Below are 20,251 nucleotides of genomic sequence, written 5' to 3'. Positions count from 1 at the left end.
AATCGGCCGGATGAAGACACTCTGCATCGAGGGCTGGCGGGGGGTGAACCACTCCATCGCGATGGTCAACCAGAACCAGATCCTGGAGATGGTGAAGGACCCGCGGTTCGAGCTGTTCCACCGGGACGCGCCCTTCTTCATGCCGCACTGGGACAAGGGCAAGCTGGACTCGGGCTTCGCGCCCGAGGAGCGCGCCATCATCGACGCCCTGCCCGACCCCGGCGACCGGGTGATGGACGTGCGGCTGCGCATCGCCTCGCCGGTGCGGCTGGGTGATCCGGCCGCCGCGCGCCGCAACGCGACCTTCGTCGTCACCGAGTTCGGCCTGTCCGGCAAGAGCTTCGACCCGCCCGAGATGCCGCCCGCCGCGCTGACCCAGGGCGACGACTTCGTCGTCACGCCGACCCGCTGGTCCAAGGCGCGGCTGGTCGACTACGGCTTCGAGGCCGACAAGGTCCTGGTCGTGCCGCACGGCTACAAGACCGACACCTTCTTCCCGATGACGCCCGAGCAGCGCCAGGCCGCCCGCGCGGCGCTGGGCATGCAGCCGCACGAGACGGTGTTCAGCAACGTCGGCGTGGCGACCTGGAACAAGGGCATCGACCTGCTGCTGCTGGCCTTCGCCGAGCTGCGCCTGCAGGGCCTGCCGGTGCGGCTGATCCTCAAGGACCACCAGGGGCTGTACGGCATCGGCGTCGAGCGCCTCTTCGCCGAGCTGGCCACGCGGGCGCCGGCGCTGAACGCGCCGCAGGTGCGCGACGGCATCTCCATCCTGTCGACCAGCCTGAACCTGCCGCAGTTGCGCTCGCTGTACGCGCTGTCCGACGCCTATGTCTCCCCCTACCGCGCCGAAGGCTTCAACCTGCCGGTGCTGGAGGCGATGGGCTGCGGCACGCATGTGATCGTCAGCGGCGGCGGCGCCACCGACGACTTCACCCCGCCCGAGCTCTGCCACCGCCTGCACAGCCGTCCCGGCACCGCGGCCGACGCGCCGCAGCCGGTCGGCGCCTTCGTCGTGCCCGACCTGGACGACCTGCGCGAGGCCATGCTGCAGGTGGTCGAGCAGCGCCTGACGCCGGCGCCGCGCCGCGAGGCCGCCCGCCAGCGGCTGGCGCAGCGCTTCTCCTGGGGTACGGTCACGAAGCAGCTGCTGGACCTGATGTGACATGAGCACTGCCAAGCCCAGCATCGCCGTCGCCATCGTCGACACCGACCTGCATGTCCTGGCGCGCCAGGCGCTGCTGCACAGCATGCGGCAGATGGAGCTGCAGGGCCTGCCCTTCAGCCAGGTGCTGATCTATTCGGACAAGCCGGAGCTCTGGCCCGGCCTGCCGGTGATCCCGGTGCCGACGCTGCGCTCGATCGCCGAGTACAACCTGCTGATCACCCGCGAACTGGCCAAGCACCTCAGCGCCGACCATGTACTGGTGATCCAGTACGACGGCTTCGTGCTCAACGCCGACCAGTTCTCGCCGCACTTCCTGCATTACGACTACATCGGCGCGCCCTGGCCCAACTACGAGGTCAACGAGGTCGGCAACGGCGGCTTCTCGTGGCGCTCCCGGCGGCTGGTGCATGCGGTCGCCCAGCTGGACTACCCGGACCCGACCGAGGCCGAGGACCTCTACATCTGCCGCACGATGCGCGAGACGCTGGAGCGCGCCGGCTGCCGCTTCGCGCCCAAGGCGATCGCCTCGCACTTCTCGGTCGAATTCCCTGCGGTGCCCTACCCGACCTTCGGCTTCCACGGCATCTTCCACCTGCCGACGGTCTACCGCGAGATGCCGGACTTCCTGCTGGACCACCTCTCCGACCGCATCGTCAAGACGCGCAGCGGCTTCCTGCTGCCCGGCTTCCAGTCGGTGTCCCCGGCGACGGCCGAGAAGCTCCAGCAGCGCCTGGCGGCATTGAACGCGGCGCCCTGAACGCCGGCGCCCCTGCCCCCTCTTCCGCCCCTATTCCCCAAGAACGACACGAGACCCACAAGGCCACCGATGAACGCGAAGCAGCAGATCGTCATCCTGATTCCCCACGGCGTGCAGACCGGCGGGCCGGAGGCCTTGCACCAGCTGTCGGATTCGCTGATCCGCCAGGGCCACGACGCGCGCGTCTGGTACGTGCTGCCCACCGACCTGCCGGCCGTCGACGACCTGTTCCGTCGCAACGGCCTGGGCGCCGGCACGGTGCTCAAGCTGCAGCCGCGGCCCAACACCGTCGCCGACTACGAGAAGTACCAGGTGCGGCTGGCCGAGGAGATCGCGATGACGCCGGACACCTGCGTCGTCCTGGCCGAGACCTATGTGCACTGGCTGCGCTACTTCCAGCCCTGCAAGCCGATGGTCTGGTGGCTGAGCATCGACAACGCCTTCGAGTACCTGTCGGTCAACAAGATCAACCTCAACCTGCTGCGCAGCGAGCGCGTGCTGCACACCTACCAGTCGGGTTACGCGCGCGACGTCATCCAGGCGCTGGGCTGCACCCGCACGCTGCCGCTGTCGGACTACACGCCCGGCAAGCCGGTGCCGGCCGCGGGCGAGCCGGTCTTCGAGACCGCCGCCAAGACCGACATCGCGCTCAACGCCAACCACAAGGTGGTCTACGACGTGGGCGCGATCGCCGCCCGGCTGGAGCGCGAGAACGGCTGCAAGGTCCACCTGATCCGCGGCCTGACGCGGGCCCAGGTCTACGAGGCGCTGGGGCGCAGCAAGCTGTTCATCGACCTGGGCACCTTCCCGGGCAAGGACCGGCTGGCGCGCGAGGCGCTGATGCGCGACTGCTGCGTCTTCGCGCTGGACGTGGGCGCCGCGCGCGACTACGCGCTGCCCGAGGAGTGCTATTTCAAGCCGGACCAGGTGGACCAGGTGTTTGCCGGCGCGGCCGGGCTGATGCGCGATTTCGAGCTCTACCTGGAGCTGTCTCGCCCGGCGCGGCAGGCGGTGCTGCGCGAGCGCATGGTCTTCGAGCGCGAAGTGGCCGGGCTGGCGCACGCCTTCACCGTGTAGGCAATCGCCTCACACCGGCTTTCGCCGGGCGCGCCTTGAGAAGTCGCGACACACCGCCGAAGATCTGACAGGCCGCGGTAGCGGCCGGGGTACCCATCGGGAGGAACACCAATGAAGTTTTCAGATCTCAAGGTCAAAACCAAGCTGTGGGCGGGATTCGGGGTGATGGCGGTGATCGTCGCCGCCGTCGCCGGCGCGGCGCTGTACTGGCTGAACCAGTCGAGTTCGCGCGTCGAGGACTACCTGCAGGGCGTGGCCGCGCGCGAACGATTGATCGTCGAGCTGCAATCCGCGGCGAAGTCGCGGGCCATCGCCGCGCGCAACCTGGTGCTGGTGAGCACGCCGCAGGACCGCGCGCTGGAGCTGGAGGCCGTCACCCGTTCCCATGAGGCGGTGCAGCAGTCGCTGGACCGCCTCAAGCAGCACCTGGCCGCCGCGGCCGACGCCACCGCGCAGGACCGGGCGCTCTTCGACAAGGTCGATGCGATCGAGCAGCAGTACGGCCGGGTCGCGCTGGCGATCGTGGGCCTGGCCAAGGACGGCCAGCGCGACGAGGCCATCGGCAAGATGAACGCGGAATGCCGGCCGCTGCTGGCGTCGCTGCTGACGGCCACCGGCGACTTCATCCGCTACGAGGACGAGCGCTCGACCGCCGAGACCCAGGCCGCGACCGCGCTGTTCGCGCAGGACCGGATGCTGCTGATCGCGACCGCGCTGCTGTCGGCGGGCGTGGCGGGGCTGCTGGGCTGGCTGATCAGCCGCGCGGTCACCCGGCCGCTGAACCGCGCGATCCAGGTCGCGCAGTCGGTGGCCGACGGCGACCTGCGCGACGAGATCCAGGTCGAGGGCCGCGACGAGCTGAGCCAGTTGCTGACGGCGCTCAAGGCGATGAGCGGCAACCTGTCGACGATGGTCACCAACGTGCGCCAGGCCGCGGACGGCATCGCGACCGCCTCGACGCAGATCGCCACCGGCAACCAGGACCTGTCCAGCCGCACCGAATCGCAGGCCGGCGCGCTGCAGCAGACGGCATCCTCGATGGCGCAGATGACGGAGACGGTGCAGGTCAATGCCGAGACCTCGCGCAAGGCCACCGGCCTGGCGGACGCCGCGGCGCAGGTCGCCGGCCAGGGCGGCGAGGTGGTGGACCGGGTCATCACCACGATGGCGGCCATCACCGGCTCCAGCAAGCGCATCGGCGACATCACCGGCGTGATCGACGGCATCGCCTTCCAGACCAACATCCTGGCCCTGAACGCCGCGGTGGAAGCGGCGCGCGCCGGGGAACAGGGCCGCGGCTTCGCGGTCGTGGCCAGCGAGGTGCGCGCGCTCGCGCAGCGCAGCGCGCAGGCGGCCAAGGAGATCAAGACGCTGATCTCGGACAGCGTCGAGAAGGTCGACGCCGGCGGCGTGCTGGTGCAGGAAGCCGGCCGCACCATGGGCGAGGTGCTGTCGCAGGTGCGCAAGGTCACCGACCTGATGGGCGAGATCAACGCCTCCACCGAGCAGCAGACCCAGGGCATCGTGCAGGTGAACGAGGCGGTGGCGGCGATCGACCGCGGCACGCAGCAGAACGCGGCCCTGGTCGAGGAAAGCGCCGCGGCGGCCGAGAGCCTGCGGCAGCAGGCCCTGGCGCTGACCGAGGCGATCGCGCGGTTCAAGGTGGCCACGCCGATCTAGGCGCCGCGGCATCAACCTGCCCCGCTGCCGCGGGATGTGAACCGGCATCGCCATGCCGCTTCGCCCCCGGACTAGCCGATCCCGGGTGGCGACTGGCGGGAGAACGCGCCGCCGTCGAGGGTCGCCCTCCCTCGGTGATCCAGCATCACCGTCATCCGGCGACCCTCGTGGCGCAGCAGGACCTTCGTGCCGGCCGGCCCGCGAAGCGACAGCCGAACGGGACGGCTGTCGCGCCATGCGATGTCCAGGTCCAGCCCGCCGCGCACGCGCATGCCACGCACGGCGCCCCGGGGCCACGCCTGGGGCAGAGCGGGCAGCAGATGGACCTCGCCGCCCCACGACTGCACCAGCATTTCGAGCATGCCGGCGGTGCCGCCGAAATTGCCGTCGATCTGGAATGGCGGATGCGCGTCCAACATGTTGGGGTAGGTGCGCTGCGGCCCGAGCAGCGTCTTCAGCACCTGGTGGGCATGGTCGCCTTCCCCCATGCGCGCCCACAGGCACAGCCGCCAGGCCGTGCCCCAGCCGGTCGCCAGGTCGCCACGCTGTCGCAGGCTGGTCTTGGCCGCGTTCAGCAGCTCGGGGGTGTCGCGCGGGTTGATCTGGCTGCTCGGATAGACGGCATATAGGTGCGAGACGTGGCGATGCTGCTGGTCCGGCGCACCGGCATCCCAGTCCTCCAGCCACTCCTGGAGCTGCCCCTGCCGGCCGATGCGGTCGGGAGCCAGCGCGGAGCGCGCGGCAGCCACGCGGTCCAGGAAGTCCACATCGGCGCCCAGCAGCCGGCCGGCATGCACGGTGCGGTCAAACAGGTCGCGCAGGATCTGCCGGTCCATCGCCGGGCCGGCGCACAGCGATGAGCCGTGCGGGTGCCAGTTCTCCGGCGAGATGGACGGCGAGGTGACGAGGCCGCGGCCCGCCTTGTCTTTCACGAGCGTATCCAGGAAGAACTGCGAAGCGCCCTCCAGCAGCGGGTACAGCCGCTTGAGCAGCGCCGCGTCGCGCTGGTGATCCCAGTGGTCCCACAGCGTGTTGCACAGCCAGGCGCCGCCGCAGGGCCACAGGCCCCACAGCGGGCCGTCGATCGGGGCTGCGGCCCGCCACAAGTCGGTGTTGTGGTGCGCCACCCAGCCACGCGCGCCGTACATCGTCCTGGCGGTCCGCGCGCCAGTGACGGCCAACTCCTCGACCATGCGCAGCAGCGGCTCCACGCAGTCGCCCAGCGCCGCCGCGTCGGCGGGCCAGTAGTTCATCTCGGTGTTGATGTTGATGGTGTACTTGCTGCCCCAGGGCGGATTCACGCCCTCGTTCCAGATGCCCTGCAGGTTGGCCGCTTGCGTGCCGGGGCGCGATGAGGCGATCAGCAGATAACGGCCGTACTGCAGGTACAGCGCGGCCAGTGCCGGGTCGTCGGACTTCTCGGCGGCGGCGATTCGCTCATCGGTGGGCCGCCCTGCGGCTGGCGTGCGACCCAAGTCCAGCGTGAAGCGGCGGTACAGCGACTGGTGGTCGCGCACGTGGTCGCGGCGCAGCGCGGCGTAGGGCCTGGCGGCCGCGGCCTCGGTGTGCCGGCGCACCGTGGCGACGGGATCGCCGCTGGTGTCGCGGAAGTTGACGTAGCTGGTGGCGGCCGCGATCAACAGCGTCGCGTTGCGGGCACCGCTGACACGCAGCCGGCCCTCGGGTGTCACCTCGACGCGGCCGTCGGTGACGACCTTCACGCGCATCGCGTAGGTCAGTCCCGGGGCCGTGTCGGGGCCGGCCTCGTTGCGGCCGGTGACGAGCAAGGCCCCCTGATCGTCGACCACCTTCATAGGGTCGGGATGCCCGGAGCCGAGCTCTTCGCGCTGCATCCAGTCGACCGGCTGGTCCGCCACCAGCACCGTCGCGGAGCCCTGGTAATCGGGGCTGGCGTACGTCGCCTTGCGCGGCCCGCGGCAGGCGAGTTCGAAGGCAATGCGCCCGCGGGCGGCCTGCAGGTTCAACACCACGACCTGGTCGGGCGCGGACACGAAGGCCTCGCGCCGCATCGAGACGCTCGCGCTCTCGTGGCGCAAGGTGGCGATGGCGGTGTCCAGGTCCAGCTCGCGATGGTAGGCGCGCGGCGCCTCGGCGCCGTCGAAGTCGAGCAGCAGGTCCCCCAACGAGCCATAGGCCATCTGCCATAGCGGGCGGGCCATCATCCTGGCGCTGGCCAGGTCCGTGGCCTCCTTGTAGCGGCCTTCGTCGAGCAGGCGACGCACCTCGGGCAGCGCGGCCAGGGCTTCGGGGTTGTCGGGCGTGTACGGGGCTCCTGCCCACAGCGTGTCCTCGTTGAGTTGCAACCGTTCCTGACCCACGCGGCCGAAGACCATCGCGCCGAGCCGGCCATTGCCCAGCGGCAGCGCCTCCTCCCAGCGCGTGGCGGGACGCCGGTACCAGAGCAGATGGTCGGCCCGTTCCTGCGCGCGCCGCGGGGCCGAGGCGGCCAGGCCAGAAGCGCCAGCGAGCGGCACAGCCACGGCTGCGGCCAGCATGCTGCGGCGGGTGAAAAGGGGGCGTCGTGAGAGGGTCATGTCGTGCGCAAGGAGGTGCGGTTGCGGAGTGATCGGCCCCGGCAGGATGACCGCGGATCCCACGGCGCTCTCTAGGTGTTTGTATTGGTAAGGCCAGACAACCTCTCTTCGTACACTGGTATTACCACCCCAACTACAGAGTCCATGGCCCGCGGTGCCGCGCGCCCCGGCTTGCCGCTGAATCGAAGCGCGTCATGAGCGACCACAAAACCAAGGTGTCACGGCGCCAGGCACTACGAGCGGCCCTGGCCGGGCTCGCCGCCCCACTGGCCAACGCCTCCGGCGCAGTGGCCGCCGGTGTCCCGGTGTCCGCGGGTGCCGCCCCCGCCGCCCTCCAATCGGACCGCGTGCCTGAATGGGTGTTGACCACATCGCAGGGCACCTTGCGGATCAGCGCGCTCAGCGAGCGCGCGCTGCGCGTGCGCTTCCTGCCGACGCAATCCCCGGCGCAGGTCGCCCCGCCCAGCCTCGCGCTGCTGCCCAACCGCACGGCGCCGCTCATGACGCAGGCGCCGGGTACGGCCGTCACCCGCCTGGAGCTGCCAGGCATTCGCGGTGAGATGGACCACGCGACAGGCGCGTTGCGCTTCCTCGATCGCCATGGCGCCGTGCTGCTTGGCGAAGCCGCGGGCACCCGGCGCCTCACGCCGTCGCAGCTGGGCGAGGAGCCCGTCTTCATCGCCGAACAGGGTTTTGACTCGCCCGCGGACGAGCGGCTTTATGGCACCGGTTGCTTCCAGGATGGCGCCATGGACCTGCGCGGCCTGCCGCGCCGCCTGACGCAGGTGAACACGCAGATCAGCCTGCCCTTCATGCTGTCGAGCCGCGGTTACGGACTGCTGTGGCACAACAACGGCATGGCCGAGCTGAACACGCCGGAGCAGCGCGTGGCGCTGAACCGCGTCAACGCCGAGAGCAAGGCCGAGGTGGTGGACGTGACCACCACCGCCGGCAACGCCCAGGTCGTGCGCAACGTGACGCGCTTCGAAGGCAGCTTCCGCACCGACACCGCGGGGCGTTTCGCCTTCCTGCTGGATGTCGGCCGTCCGATGGGCTCTCGCCACTCGGTGGAGATCGACGGCAAGTCCTGTATCGAGATGGCCAACCCATGGCTGCCGCCGACGGTGGGTTTCGTCGTCGAGCTGCCGGCGGGCGAGCACCGCGTCCTCGTGCAGGCCGACGAGCACGACGCGCCATCGCTGCAGTTCGGTGCCGTGCAGGCCCGCACGACCTGGCGTTCGCCGGTGGCCGACGCCATCGACTACGTCGTGATCGCCGGCCCCAGCGCCGACGAGGTGATGGCCGGCTACCGCGAGATCTCCGGTGCCACGCCTGTGATGCCGCGCTGGGCCTACGGCTACATCCACTGCCGCGAACGCTTCCATTCGTCGGAAGAGATCGTCGACACGCTGCGCGAGTTCCGCCGCCGCAAGCTGCCCGTCGACGTGATGGTGCAGGACTGGCAGTACTGGGGCCGCCACGGCTGGAACGCGATGCGCTTCGACGAGGATCACTACCCGGACCCCGCGGCGCTGGTTCGCGACGTTCACGGCCTGAAGGGCCGGCTCATGCTGTCGGTGTGGGCCAGGATCGCCCGCGATACCGAGCTCGGCCGCAGCGCCGCGGCGGGCGGCCACTACATCGACCAGACGGACTGGGTCGATTTCTTCAACCCGAAGAGCGCCGCCTTCTACTGGAACAACCAGCGCGACCGTCTGCTCAAGCTCGGCATCGACGCCTGGTGGCAGGACGCGACGGAGCCGGAGAACGACGACCTCGCCGGCCGGCGCACCGCGGCCGGGCGCGGCGAGCGCGTGCGCCTGGCCTACCCCTGGCACGTCACCCGCACCGTCTACGAAGGCCAGCGCCAGGCCCTGCCCGACCAGCGGGTGATGATCATGACGCGCTCGGCCTTCCCCGGCCAGCAGCGCCACGCGTCGGCCACGTGGTCGGGCGACATCGGCAACGACTGGGACACGCTCAAGCGGCAGATCCCTGCAGGCCTGAACATGTCGGCCGCCGGCTACGCCTACTGGACGGTCGACGCGGGCGGTTTCTTCCGGCCGGGCGATGGCCAGTACACCGACACGGCCTATCACGAGCGCCTGATCCGCTGGTTCCAGTACGCCACCTTCCTGCCGCTGCAGCGCGTGCATGGCTACATGACCAACACCGAGTTCTGGCGCTATGGCGACCGGGTGGAGGCCGTGGCCCGCCAGTACCTGGAACTGCGCTACCGGCTGCTGCCCTACCTGTACAGCGTGGCTCACGAGGTCCATGCCAAGGGCTCGCCCATCATGCGCCCACTGGTCTTCGACTTCCCGGACGATCCCCAGGCGCTGGACCAGGCGCACAGCTACCTGTTCGGCCGCGCGCTGCACGTGGCCCCGGTCGTGGCGCCGCAGGCGTCGACCTGGCCGGTGTATCTGCCGCAGTCCGCGGGCGGCTGGGTGGACTTCTGGACCGGCGAGCGCCGCGCCGGTGGTCGCACGCACGACGTGGCTTCGCCGCTGGAGCGGATTCCCCTGCACCTGCGCGCGGGCAGCATCCTGCCACTCGGGCCGGTGCTGCAGTCCACGGCGGACGCCACCGGCGAGGTGCTGGACCTCTACGTCGTGCCTGGACGCGACGGTGCCTTTGACCTCTACGAGGACGGCGGCCTGGACTACGCCTACGAGCGGGGCGCGCTCAGCGTGGTCCGCATGACCTGGGACGACCGCCGCGGCGTGCTGCGTCTGTCGTCGCGCACGGGGCGCTTCGCTGGCATGCGCACGACGCAGCGCCTGCGCATCCACCGCTTCGGCGACGGCCAGCCGGCACTGCAATCCACGCCACTGCGCGAGGTGGTTTACACCGGCCGTGCGATCGAGGTACAGCTGGTTCAACAGCAACGGCAGCGGGCGGCCAACACCAGCCGCAATACGCTGGCACGTGCGGTCGCCGAACCCAAGTCATGAAATGCAAGGGTCAGGCCCTTGCACTTGCTGCGATGCCGCATAAAGTCGCGCCGTGTTCGTCCAGCTCGTGAGGTCCAGCATGAGTTCGATCGCCATGACCGTGTTCCTCGACTCGTCCCCCGGGGAACTTGTCGACCTGCCGCACGCCGGTTCCGGCCTGGAGCATCCGCTGGTCTTCGACAGCGCCGCGCGCGAGATCCGCCAGCTCGCCGCCGACGGCCGCGTCGAGGTGGTCGAGCAGCGCGTCAAGACGGTGGGGAACGACACGCTGATCGAGGAATTGCGCTTTCGGCGGTTGAGCTGATCTCGAAGGCCACGCGGCGGTCGCGGTGTCGCGCCGCGGACGGCAAAGTCCGCCGCCGCCGGTCGACCGTCGACCCTGCGTCCCAGGGTCAGGCCTTGCCGCCCTTACCCGCTTTGCCCGGCGCCTTCGCCACTGCCTTCTCCGGCGCCTTCACCGGCCCCTTGACCGCCGGCCGCGCGTTGCGCACCCGGTTGGCCAGGAACACCTCGCCGATGTCCAGCGTGCTGTCGTGGCCGACGTGCCGCGCGCAGCTTGTCAGCCATCTGTCGGCGGCCTCGCGGCCGAGCACGAACAGCGTGGTCAGCAGCCGCGGGTCGGTGTTGAGCTTGCTCGACGCGCCGAAGGGCGCCAGGCCGTCCTCGTCGGCGATGCGGTGCAGCCGCATCTGCTTGTAGCGCGTCGGATCGATGCGCCGGTCGCGCAGCAGCCGCTGCACGAAGGCGATCGCGCGCAGCTCCGCCACCAAGCTCGCGTTGAAGGTGATCTCGTTGATGCGGTCGTCGATCTCGGAGGCCGTGCGGGGAATGCCCGCGTGCTCACGCGGATTGATCTGGATCAGCAGCACGTCGTCGGAGTGGGTACCGTAGACCAGCGGCCACAGCGCCGGGTTGCCCGAGAAGCCGCCGTCCCAGAAGGGCTCACCGTCGATCACCACCGTCTGCGCGCTGTGCGGCAGGCAAGCCGAGGCCATCAGCGCCTCGATGCCCAGGTCCTCCCCGCTGAACACCCGCGGCTGGCCGGTGCGCACCGAGGTGGCGGTGACGAAGACCTTGATCGGTCCCTCGCGCAGCGCGTCGACATCGACATGGCGTCGCACGATGTCCCGCAGCGGATCGAGGTTGAAGGGGTTGAGCTGGTAAGGGCTCCACAGCCGCAGCCAGGCGTCCCAGGCCGCCATGCCGGGCCAGGCGCTGCGGTTGAAGACCCAGGCCGGCGTCTCGCGCCGCGCGGCCTCCTCCGGCCCCTTGGTCTCGCCGACGACGCCGAAGCAGGCCGGCACGCCCGAGACGTCCTGCCAGAAGCGCGACAGCGCCTGGCGCGCGCCGAGCGCCCCGCCGTGGGCGAAGCCGGTGGCCATGACCGCGGCGTTCATCGCGCCGGCGCTGGTGCCCGACACGCCGTCGATGCGCAACCGGCCGTCCTCGAGCAGCCGGTCCAGCACGCCCCAGGTGAAGGCGCCGTGCGAGCCGCCGCCCTGCAGCGCGAGGTCGATGGAGCGCGGTGCCTCCTGGGCCGGGACCGGCGCGCGCGTGGGCATCGGAACCTCGAGGACGCCCTCGGCGCCGGCACCGCCGGCAGGGCCGATGTCGCCAGGAACGGCGGCGGGCAAGGCACGGGAGCCGCGGCGGCGCGGGCGGGAAGACGTCGTCATGGATGAAGCGGTCGGGAAGCGACGCCGGTCGCGTCGGAACCCGCAGCCTATACCGTGACGAGCCGTCCTTGGGCGCTCAGCTGCCGCTCACCTGTCGCTCACCTGTCGCTCACGCGCTGCCCACGTGCCGCTCACTTGCCGCCGCGCAGCTTGGCCAGCTGGCCCTGGGTCTCGTTCCACAGGTCCATGCCGACCTGCGTCGCCACACCGGCATTCACACGGGTCAGCTTGTCGCGCATGCGGGCGGTCTCCGCCGGGCTCAGCTCGTTGACCGCCATGCCCTTGGCCTTGAGCTCGGCCAGCGCCTTGGCGGCCTCGTCGCGCGTGTCCTTGCGCTCGAAGTCGCGGCTCTTGATCGCCGCCTGCTGCAGCACCGCCTGCTCGTCCTTGGACAGGCCGTCCCAGAACTTCTTCGACACGGTCACGATCCACGGGCTGTAGACGTGGTTGGTCACCGTCAGGTACTTCTGCACCTCGTAGAACTTGGCCGACAGGATGGTGTTGTACGGGTTCTCCTGGCCGTCGACCGCCTTGGTCTCCAGCGCCGAGAACAGCTCCGAATACGGCAGCGGCACCGCGTTGGCGCCCAGCTGCTTGAAGCTGTCCAGGAAGACGTTGTTCTGCATCACGCGCAGCTTGATGCCGTCCAGGTCCTCCAGCCGGTTGACCGCGCGCTTGCTGTTGGTCAGGTTGCGGAAGCCGTTCTCCCAGTACACCAGGCCGACCATGCCCTTGTCGGCCAGCTTGCCGCGCACCTTGTCGCCGACCGGGCCGTCCAGCAGCGCGTCGGCCTCGCGCACGTTGTTGACCAGGAAGGGCGTGTCCCACAGCGCCATCTCCTTGGCGATGCCCACCAGCGTGGCGGTCGAGCCGACCATCATCTCCTGCGCGCCGCCGATCAGCGCCTGCTGCATCTGGGTGTCCGGGCCGAGCGCGGCGCCGCCGATGGCGCGCACCTTCATCTTGCCGCCCGACAGCCGCGCCACCTCGTCGGCGAAGACCTTCACCGCGCGGCCCTGGTTGCTGTTCTCGGCCAGGCCGTAGCCGAAGCGGATCAGGCGCGGCTTGATGTCGGCGGCCTGCGCCGATGACACGGGCAGCGCCGCGCTCAGCGCGACGGCGGCCAGCGCGACGGCGGCGGCCAGGGTGTTGCGGCGGGTCTTGAAGCTCATGGTTGTCTCCTGGGTACGGGGGTCGCTGAGGATCAGGGAAGGGTCGCGGCCGGTCAGCGCATCCACTTGACGGGCGCGATGACCAGCTCGGGGAACACGGTGAACAGCACGAGGATCAGCGCATAGGTCAGCAGGAACGGATTCACGCCCTTGATGACCTGGTGCATCGACAGCCGGCCCACGCCGGCCACCACGTTGAGGACCGTGCCCACCGGCGGCGTGATCAGGCCGATCGCGCCGTTGAGCACGAACATCAGCCCGAAGTACACCGGGTCGATGCCCGCCTTGACCGCGATGGGCAGCATCACCGGCGCGAAGATCAGGATCGTCGGCGTCAGGTCGAGCGCCGTGCCGATCACCACGAGGATCAGCATCATCAGCGCCATCAGCAGCCGCGGCGATTCGATCAGCCCGCCCAGCCAGCCGGTGAGCACGCCCGGCAGGTCCGCCAGCGTGATCATGTAGCTCGCCACCTGCGCGCCAGCGCACAGGAACATCACGATCGCCGTTGTCTTGGACGCCCGCACCAGCACGCCGTGCAGGTCGCGCAGACCCATCTCGCGGTGCACGACGAAGCTGATGACCAGCGCGTAGAACGCCGCGACCACCGCGGCCTCGGTCGGCGTGAACACCCCGGTCTTCATGCCGCCGATGATGATCAGCGGCATCAGCAGCGCCCAGAACGCCTGGGCGGTGGCCTTGAGCCGCTCGCGCATCGGCAGCGCGGTGCCCGGCGGCAGGTCGATCTTGCGCAGCTGCAGTTTCCAGGCGACCAGCAGCCCCAGGCCCATCACCAGCCCGGGCACGATGCCCGAGAGGAACAGCGCCGAGATCGAGGTGTTGGTCGTCACGCCGTAGATCACGAACGGCATCGACGGCGGAATGATGGGCGCGATGATGCCGCCCGAGGCGATCAGCCCGGCGGAGGTCGCCATCGGATACCCATGGCGTCGCATCATCGGCAGCAGGATGGTGGCCAGCGCGGCGGTGTCGGCCAGCGCCGAGCCGCTCATGCTGGCCATCAGCACCGAGGCGCCGATCGCCACGAAGCCCAGCCCGCCGGGGATGTGGCCGACCCAGGCCTGCGCCATCTGGATGATGCGGCGGCTGATGCCGCCGGCGTTCATCAGCTCGCCGGCCAGGATGAAGAAGGGCACGGCCAGCAGCGGGAAGCTGTCGATGCCGGCCACCAGGTTCTGCGCCAGCAGCTGGGTGTCCCAGAACTCCAGCGCCCAGGCCATGCCGGCGCCGGTCAGCACCAGCGCGAAGGCCATCGGGATGCCGATGCCCATCAGCAGCACCATGCCGCCGACGAAGACGATGAAGGACAGTGCCTCGTTGCTCATGATCGACCTGCCCTGCCCTTACTCGACGTCCGACTCGTGCTCGAGGTCCAGCGGCTTGCCGCGGACCAGTTCCCAGGCCGCCATCGCCGCGATGGCGGCGCAGGACAGTAGCGCCGGCAGCGGCAGCAGCGCGGTCGGATAACCCAGCACCACCGAGCGGCTGTCCATGCCGACGACCACCTGCTGCCAGGCGCCCCAGCCCACCAGGCCCGCCGCGGCGATGACCGCGACGCGGATCACCCCGGTGACCGCCCGCAGCGCGCCGGGCTTGCCGCGCAGCGGCAGCAGCAGGCTGGTGAAGGCCATGTGCTCGCCCAGCGGATAGGCGGCGGTGGCGCCGATGAAGACCATCCAGACGAAGAGCAGCCGCGACAGCTCCTCGCTGGCCGCGATGCCGCCGCCGAAGCCGTAGCGCAGCACGACGTTGACGAACACCGCCAGCGCCATCACGCCCAGGCACAGCGCCATCGCGGCCTCGCCGGCCAGGAGCAGGCGCGAGCGCGGCGCGGCGGCGTCCGCGCCGGCTGCGGAGGAAGGATCGTGGTCGGACATGCTCATGCGTCGGTCTCCTGGGAGGGGGGGGCGGCGAGCAGCGCCAGCGCGCGCCCGACCTGCTCGTCCAGCGGCAGCGCCGCCGGCACGGTGACGACGCCCGGCTCGCCGGTCGGCGGCTCGAGCGTGGCGAACTGGCTGTCCACCAGCGTCGCCGAGAAGAAATGGCGGTCGGCTCGCGCGGCCACGCGCTCGAGCGCCAGCGGCTTGTCGATGTCCATGTAGACGAAGCGCACCGCCGGGCAGGCGGCGCGCAGCCGCTCGCGGTAGGCGCGCTTGAGCGCCGAGCAGCTCAGCACCACCGGCGCCTGCGTGCGCAGCATCTGCCCGAGCTGGTCCAGCCAGCCCCAGCGGTCTTCGTCGGCCAGCGGCTGGCCGGCCTGCATCTTGGCGATGGAGGCCGGCGCGTGGTGCGCGTCGCCCTCGATGAAGCCCCAGCCCAGCACGCGGGCCAGCGCCTCGCCGACGCTGGTCTTGCCGCAGCCCGCGACCCCCATGACGACAAGGGCCGTGGCCGGGATCGGGCCCGGGATCGAAGCGGCGGTGGCGGTCGGCGAAGTCATTGGATAGCGCTATCCCACTGGCTGAAAAGAGACGGCGAGCGGTGGTCCGTAATCGCCGTCGTGTCCTCGTCACGCAAGGAAGTTCCCCGGTCCGGCAGGTGCCACGGTGGGCGTCCGACGGTTGGGATAGCGCTATCTTAGGTGGTGCATCCAGGCACCAGGAGAGGGATTACGCGTAGTTTCGGGGCGTGGCGATCGGTGGGCGGCCGCGGTTCGCCGGGCCGGGGCCTCGGGTCCGACCCGGCTGGCGACGCAGGGGGATAGCGCTATCCTCCCGCCGATGAACCCGCCCTCCTCCAAACGCCGCCGCGCCACCGGCCGGGCCACGCTGCAAGACGTCGCCTTGGCCGCCGGCGTGAGCCCGATCACCGCCTCGCGCGCGCTGCGCGGCGAGCGCAGCGTGGCGGCGGAGCTGGTCCAGCGCGTCACCGCGGCGGTCGCCCAGCTCGGCTACGTGCCGGATCCGGCGGCCCGGGCGCTGGCGTCCGCGCGCAGCAACCAGGTGGTGGTGCTGATCCCGCTGCTGTCGAACGCGCTGTTCGTCGACCTGCTGGACGCGGCGCAGCGCACGCTGCTGGCGGCCGGCTACCAGAGCCTGATCGGCGTCACCCACTACCACCCCGAGGAAGAAGAGGCGCTGCTGCGCACCTACCTGATGAACCGCCCGGCGGGGCTGCTGGTCACCGGCTTCGACCGAACCGACGCGGCCCGGGCGCTGATCCACGGCAGCGGCGTGCCCTGCGTCCACGTGATGGAGAACCGCGGCGAGCCGGGGCTGTATTCGGTCGGCTTCTCGCAGCAGGCGGCCGGTCATGCAATGACGGCCGAACTGATGCGGCGCGGTTATCGCCGCATCGCCTTCGCCGCGGCGCAGCTGGACCCGCGCACGCTGCAGCGCGCGCAGGGCTATCGGGAAGCGCTGGGCGCCGCGCACGATCCGGCGCTGGAGTTCATGGACGCGGCGCCGTCGTCGTTCGCGCTCGGCGCGGCGATGTTCGAGCGCGTCCTGCAGGCCGTGCCCGATGTCGACGCGATCTTCTTCAACAACGACGACCTGGCCCAGGGCGCGCTGCTGCAGGCGCTGCGGCTGGGCATCGCGGTGCCCGAGCGCGTCGCCGTCGCCGGCTTCAACGACCTCACTGGCGGCGGCCAGATGCTGCCGCCGCTGAGCACCGTGCGCACGCCTCGCGGCGAGATCGGCCTGGAGGCCGCGCGCATGCTGGTGGCGCTGATGCGCAACGAAGCGGTCCCCGAGCCCTGCCTGGATCTGGGCTTCGAGCTGGTCCTGCGCGAGAGTTGCTAGACGCCGTCATGAACGACAACGCCGGATCGTTGCCGATCCGGCGTCCGTGCCATCGACGACGGGCGCCTGGCCCGTCGCGCGTGCGGCCTCAGTCGGCGATGCCTGGCGTCGGCGTGCCTGGGCCGATCGCCGGGCTTGCCAAGCGGTCGTCCGCCGTGGCGTCGAGATCCGCATCGGACGGCGTCGACGTCGCCGCGAAGGTCTTGCGGCCCTTCACCAGGTAGGAATAGATCACCGGCACCACGACCAGCGTCAGGATCGTCGAGGTGATCACGCCGCCGATGATCGCGCGCCCCATCGGCGCCTGGATCTCGCCGCCCTCGTTGAGCGCGATCGCCATCGGCAGCATGCCGAACACCATCGCCGCGGTCGTCATGATGATGGGCCGCATCCGCGTCAGGCCGGCCTGCAGCAGCGCCTCCGGCACCGACAGGCCCTGGTCCTTGCGCGCATGGTTGGCGAAGTCCACCAGCAGGATCGCGTTCTTGGTCACCAGGCCCATCAGCATCACCAGGCCGATCATCGAGAACACGTTCAGCGTGGTCTTCCACAGCAGCAGCGCCAGCATCACCCCGATCATCGCCAGTGGCAACGAGGCCATGATCGCGATCGGCTGCACGAAGCTGCCGAACTGGCTGGCCAGCACGATGTAGATGAAGATCAGCGCCAGCCCCATCGCGATCAGCAGGCCGTTGAAGGCCTCCGCCTGCTGCTTGCCGTCGCCGTCGACCATGAAGCTGATGCCCGGCGGCAGCTGCGTCTCCTTGATCAGCTTCTGCACGTCGGCGTTGACGTCGCCGCCGGGGCGGCCCTGCACGCCGGCGTAGACCGCCTCGCGGCGCTGCAGGTTCTGGCGACGGATCACCTCGGGATTGAACACCGGCTCGATGGTCGCGACCTGCTCCAGCGCGATCGGCGAGCCATCGCGGGCGAAGGCCACCGGCAGGTTGCGCATCTGCTCGATGCTCTGGCGCTGCGCCTTGGGCAGGCGCAGCAGCACCTCGACCTGGTTGCCGTCGGGCGTGGTCCAGTAGGTCGCGATGTCGCCGTTGACGTAGGCCCGCAGCGAGGACGCCACCTGCACCGCGTTGAGCCCCAGCTCACGCACCGCCGAGTCCTTGAGCTTGACCGCGTAGGCCGGCAGCCCCGGCTTGACCGTGGTGTCGACGTCCACCGCGCCCTTGATCTTCTTGACCTTCTCGGCGAAGTCCTTGGCCACCTGGGTCAGCACCTCCGGATCGGACCCCAGGATGGTCACCCACACCGGGCGGTTGAAACCGACGCTGACCTCGACGCCGGGGATACGCGCGATCTCGGCGCGGATCGCGTCCTCCACCTGCATCTGGGTGCGCTTGCGCAGCTTGCGGTCGACCAGCGCGATGTCCAGGTTGGCCTGGTTGCGGCCGGTGGCCATGCCCTCCCCGCTGCTGCCCACGACGGTCGCGACGGTCTTGATCTCGGGGAAGGTGGCCAGGATCTCCTCGACCTGGCGCACCTTGGCCTCGCCGCGCTCCAGGCTGGTGGCCACCGGCATGCGCAGCGTCAGGTGGGTGAAGCCCTGGTCGATCTGCGGCTGGAACTCGCTGCCCACCGCCGGCACCAGCAGCAGGGCCAGCACGAAGCTGCCGATGCCCGAGCCGGTCACGATGCCGCGCGGCGTGATGGTGGCCAGCCGCAGGCGGCGCGGCGCGCTCGTCAGGCGCTGGCCGTCCGGCCCGAACGGGCGACCGAAGGCCGGCAGCGGCGGCACCAGCATCCGGTAGCGGCGGCCGGAGAACACCCAGCGCAGCGTCTTCTCGTAGACGTCGTGGAGCAGGTCCATGCCGCGGTCGGTCGCGCGCACCAGGTGGCCGATGACCGGCACCTTCTTGATGTAGGTGCTCGGCGGATCGGGCCAGACCGAGGACAGCATCGGGTCCAGCGTGAAGCTGACGAACAGCGACACCAGCACCGCCACCGCGACGGTGATGCCGAAGGGATAGAAGAACTTGCCGACGATGCCGCCCATGAAGGCGACCGGCACGAACACCGCGCAGATCGCGAAGGTCGTGGCCATCACCGCCAGGCCGATCTCGTTGGTGCCGTCCTCGGCCGCGCGATGGTGGTCCTTGCCCATGCCGACGTGGCGCACGATGTTCTCGCGCACGACGATGGCGTCGTCGATCAGCAGGCCGATGCACAGGCTCAGCGCCATCATCGTCATGAAGTTCAGCGTGAAGCCGAAGGCATAGATCGCGATGAAGCTGGAGATCACCGAGATCGGCAGCGTCAGCCCGGTGATGATGGTCGAGCGCCAGCTGTGCAGGAACAGGAACACGATGGCGATGGTCAGCAGCGCGCCCTCGATCAGCGTGTGGCGCAGGCCGTCCAGCGAGTGCTTCACGAAGTCGCTGTTGACGTAGACCAGCCGCAGCTCCATGTCCTTGGGCAGCGTCTTGCGCATCTCCTCGACCGCCGCCTTGACCGCCTCGCCGGTGGCGACGATGTTGGCGTCCTGCTGCTTGAAGATGTTGAAGGTGACGGCGGGCTGGCCGTTGATGCGGGCGATGCTGTCGAGCTCGCGCTCGCGCTCGCTGAGCGTGCCGAGGTCACCCAGCGTCAGCGGCAGGTCGCCGCGGCGGCCGACAACGACATTGGCGAATTCCTTCGGATCCTTGACCTTGCCCTCGACGCGCAGCATCGCGTCATCGAAGCGGTTGGAGATCAGGCCCACCGGCGCGTCGGTGTTGGCGGCGTTGAGCGCCGCCGAGATCTGCGCCGGCGTGATGTTGAAGGCGCGCAAGCGAGTCGGGTCCAGGTCGATGCGAACCTCGCGCACCGCCATGCCGCCGACGTCCACCTTGGCCACGCCCTCGACGCGCCCCAGCCGCTTGGAGACGGTCAGGTCGGCCATCATCGACAGCTCGCGCAGCGTGCGGTCCGGGCTCATCAGCGCGGCCACGATGATGGGCTGCGCGTTCTCGGTCTGGAAACGCTGCACCATCGGCGGCTTCACGTCGCGCGGAAACTGCGCCTGGGCCTGCGCCACGCGGTCGCGGATCTCCTGCATGCCGCGGTTCATGTCGGCGTTCAGCGAGAACTCGACCGAGGCCTGCATCCGGCCCTCGAAGCTGCGCGACTGCACCCGCTCCACGCCGGCGATGGTGTTGAGCGCCTCCTCGAGCGGCTTGGCCACCTCGCGCTCGACCGCCTCGGGCGAGGCGCCCGGGTACTGGATGTCGATCTGGGCACCGGGGAAGGTGATGTCGGGCGACTGCTCGACGCCCAGCTTGGAATAGGCGACCAGCCCCAGCACGCACAACGCGACCATGACCATGGTGGCAAAGACGGGGTTGCGGATCGAGACACGGGTCATCCACATGGGAAGCTCCCTTCGAGGGTTCGGTTCGGTCGTGGCCGGTCGGGCCGGTCGGGCCAGGCAGACGCGCGCGGCACCGGCGGTCGG

At 70.1% G+C, this 20,251-nt stretch carries 14 protein-coding genes; 7 read left to right on the top strand and 7 right to left on the bottom strand.

The window, feature by feature from the left end:
* The first annotated feature begins 10 nt into the window (after positions 1 to 10).
* The 4 genes from ACTJKJ_RS25075 to ACTJKJ_RS25060 all read left to right on the top strand — a co-directional run bounded on the left by ACTJKJ_RS25075 (position 11) and on the right by ACTJKJ_RS25060 (position 4,682).
* Entirely contained in the window at positions 11 to 1,165 is a 1,155-nt protein-coding gene (locus tag ACTJKJ_RS25075) for a glycosyltransferase family 4 protein (protein ID WP_183491813.1), read from the top strand.
* 1 nt (position 1,166) lies between these two features.
* Entirely contained in the window at positions 1,167 to 1,925 is a 759-nt protein-coding gene (locus ACTJKJ_RS25070; RefSeq protein WP_147242400.1) for a DUF5672 family protein, read from the top strand.
* Between the two features lie 69 nt (positions 1,926 to 1,994).
* Complete coding sequence (locus ACTJKJ_RS25065; protein WP_440822840.1) at positions 1,995 to 3,002, top strand: hypothetical protein; 1,008 nt, start codon at positions 1,995 to 1,997, stop codon at positions 3,000 to 3,002.
* 111 nt (positions 3,003 to 3,113) lie between these two features.
* A complete protein-coding gene (locus ACTJKJ_RS25060; RefSeq protein WP_440822838.1) occupies positions 3,114 to 4,682 on the top strand; it encodes a methyl-accepting chemotaxis protein in 1,569 nt (522 codons plus the stop codon).
* A 71-nt stretch (positions 4,683 to 4,753) separates the two neighbouring features.
* Here ACTJKJ_RS25060 and ACTJKJ_RS25055 read toward each other — a convergent pair whose 3' ends face one another.
* On the bottom strand, positions 4,754 to 7,237 hold the full coding sequence (locus ACTJKJ_RS25055) for a glycoside hydrolase family 95 protein (RefSeq protein ID WP_440822835.1): 2,484 nt from the start codon (positions 7,235 to 7,237) through the stop codon (positions 4,754 to 4,756).
* A gap of 194 nt (positions 7,238 to 7,431) precedes the next feature.
* On the opposite strand from ACTJKJ_RS25055, the gene ACTJKJ_RS25050 reads away from it, so the two are divergent.
* Both ACTJKJ_RS25050 and ACTJKJ_RS25045 read left to right on the top strand, forming a co-directional pair.
* Positions 7,432 to 10,194 carry a glycoside hydrolase family 31 protein gene (locus tag ACTJKJ_RS25050; protein ID WP_440822833.1) on the top strand — a complete coding sequence of 921 codons (2,763 nt, stop codon included), beginning with the start codon at positions 7,432 to 7,434 and terminating at the stop codon, positions 10,192 to 10,194.
* A 79-nt stretch (positions 10,195 to 10,273) separates the two neighbouring features.
* The gene (locus ACTJKJ_RS25045; RefSeq protein ID WP_147241610.1) at positions 10,274 to 10,498 is read left to right on the top strand and encodes a hypothetical protein; all 225 of its coding nucleotides are present in this window, start codon (positions 10,274 to 10,276) and stop codon (positions 10,496 to 10,498) included.
* A gap of 88 nt (positions 10,499 to 10,586) precedes the next feature.
* On the opposite strand, the gene ACTJKJ_RS25040 is transcribed toward ACTJKJ_RS25045, so the two are convergent.
* The 5 genes from ACTJKJ_RS25040 to ACTJKJ_RS25020 form a co-directional block, all read right to left on the bottom strand.
* Positions 10,587 to 11,870 carry a patatin-like phospholipase family protein gene (locus ACTJKJ_RS25040; protein WP_440822831.1) on the bottom strand — a complete coding sequence of 428 codons (1,284 nt, stop codon included), beginning with the start codon at positions 11,868 to 11,870 and terminating at the stop codon, positions 10,587 to 10,589.
* Positions 11,871 to 12,001: 131 nt separating this feature from the next.
* Positions 12,002 to 13,042, bottom strand: a complete 1,041-nt coding sequence (locus tag ACTJKJ_RS25035; RefSeq protein WP_183479895.1) for a TRAP transporter substrate-binding protein — start codon at positions 13,040 to 13,042, stop codon at positions 12,002 to 12,004.
* 53 nt (positions 13,043 to 13,095) lie between these two features.
* Positions 13,096 to 14,388 carry a TRAP transporter large permease gene (locus ACTJKJ_RS25030; protein ID WP_440822828.1) on the bottom strand — a complete coding sequence of 431 codons (1,293 nt, stop codon included), beginning with the start codon at positions 14,386 to 14,388 and terminating at the stop codon, positions 13,096 to 13,098.
* A gap of 18 nt (positions 14,389 to 14,406) precedes the next feature.
* The gene (locus tag ACTJKJ_RS25025; RefSeq protein WP_440822826.1) at positions 14,407 to 14,946 is read right to left on the bottom strand and encodes a TRAP transporter small permease; all 540 of its coding nucleotides are present in this window, start codon (positions 14,944 to 14,946) and stop codon (positions 14,407 to 14,409) included.
* Positions 14,943 to 15,437 (bottom strand): gluconokinase, encoded by a 495-nt coding sequence (locus tag ACTJKJ_RS25020; RefSeq protein WP_440822851.1) that lies wholly within the window; start codon positions 15,435 to 15,437, stop codon positions 14,943 to 14,945. Before ACTJKJ_RS25020 ends, ACTJKJ_RS25025 begins: the two co-directional genes overlap by 4 nt.
* 346 nt (positions 15,438 to 15,783) lie before the next feature.
* On the opposite strand from ACTJKJ_RS25020, the gene ACTJKJ_RS25015 reads away from it, so the two are divergent.
* Positions 15,784 to 16,806: a LacI family DNA-binding transcriptional regulator gene (locus ACTJKJ_RS25015; RefSeq protein ID WP_440822824.1), complete on the top strand. Its 1,023-nt coding sequence runs from the start codon at positions 15,784 to 15,786 to the stop codon at positions 16,804 to 16,806.
* Positions 16,807 to 16,894: 88 nt separating this feature from the next.
* Here ACTJKJ_RS25015 and ACTJKJ_RS25010 read toward each other — a convergent pair whose 3' ends face one another.
* Positions 16,895 to 20,167: an efflux RND transporter permease subunit gene (locus ACTJKJ_RS25010; protein WP_440822822.1), complete on the bottom strand. Its 3,273-nt coding sequence runs from the start codon at positions 20,165 to 20,167 to the stop codon at positions 16,895 to 16,897.
* Positions 20,168 to 20,251 lie beyond the last annotated feature (84 nt).

This window comes from Roseateles sp. 22389 (genome assembly GCF_052044995.1).
Lineage (GTDB): Bacteria > Pseudomonadota > Gammaproteobacteria > Burkholderiales > Burkholderiaceae_C > Roseateles.
The sequence above is the reverse complement of the archived record's forward strand: the minus strand, read 5'-3'. Positions and strand labels throughout refer to the sequence as shown.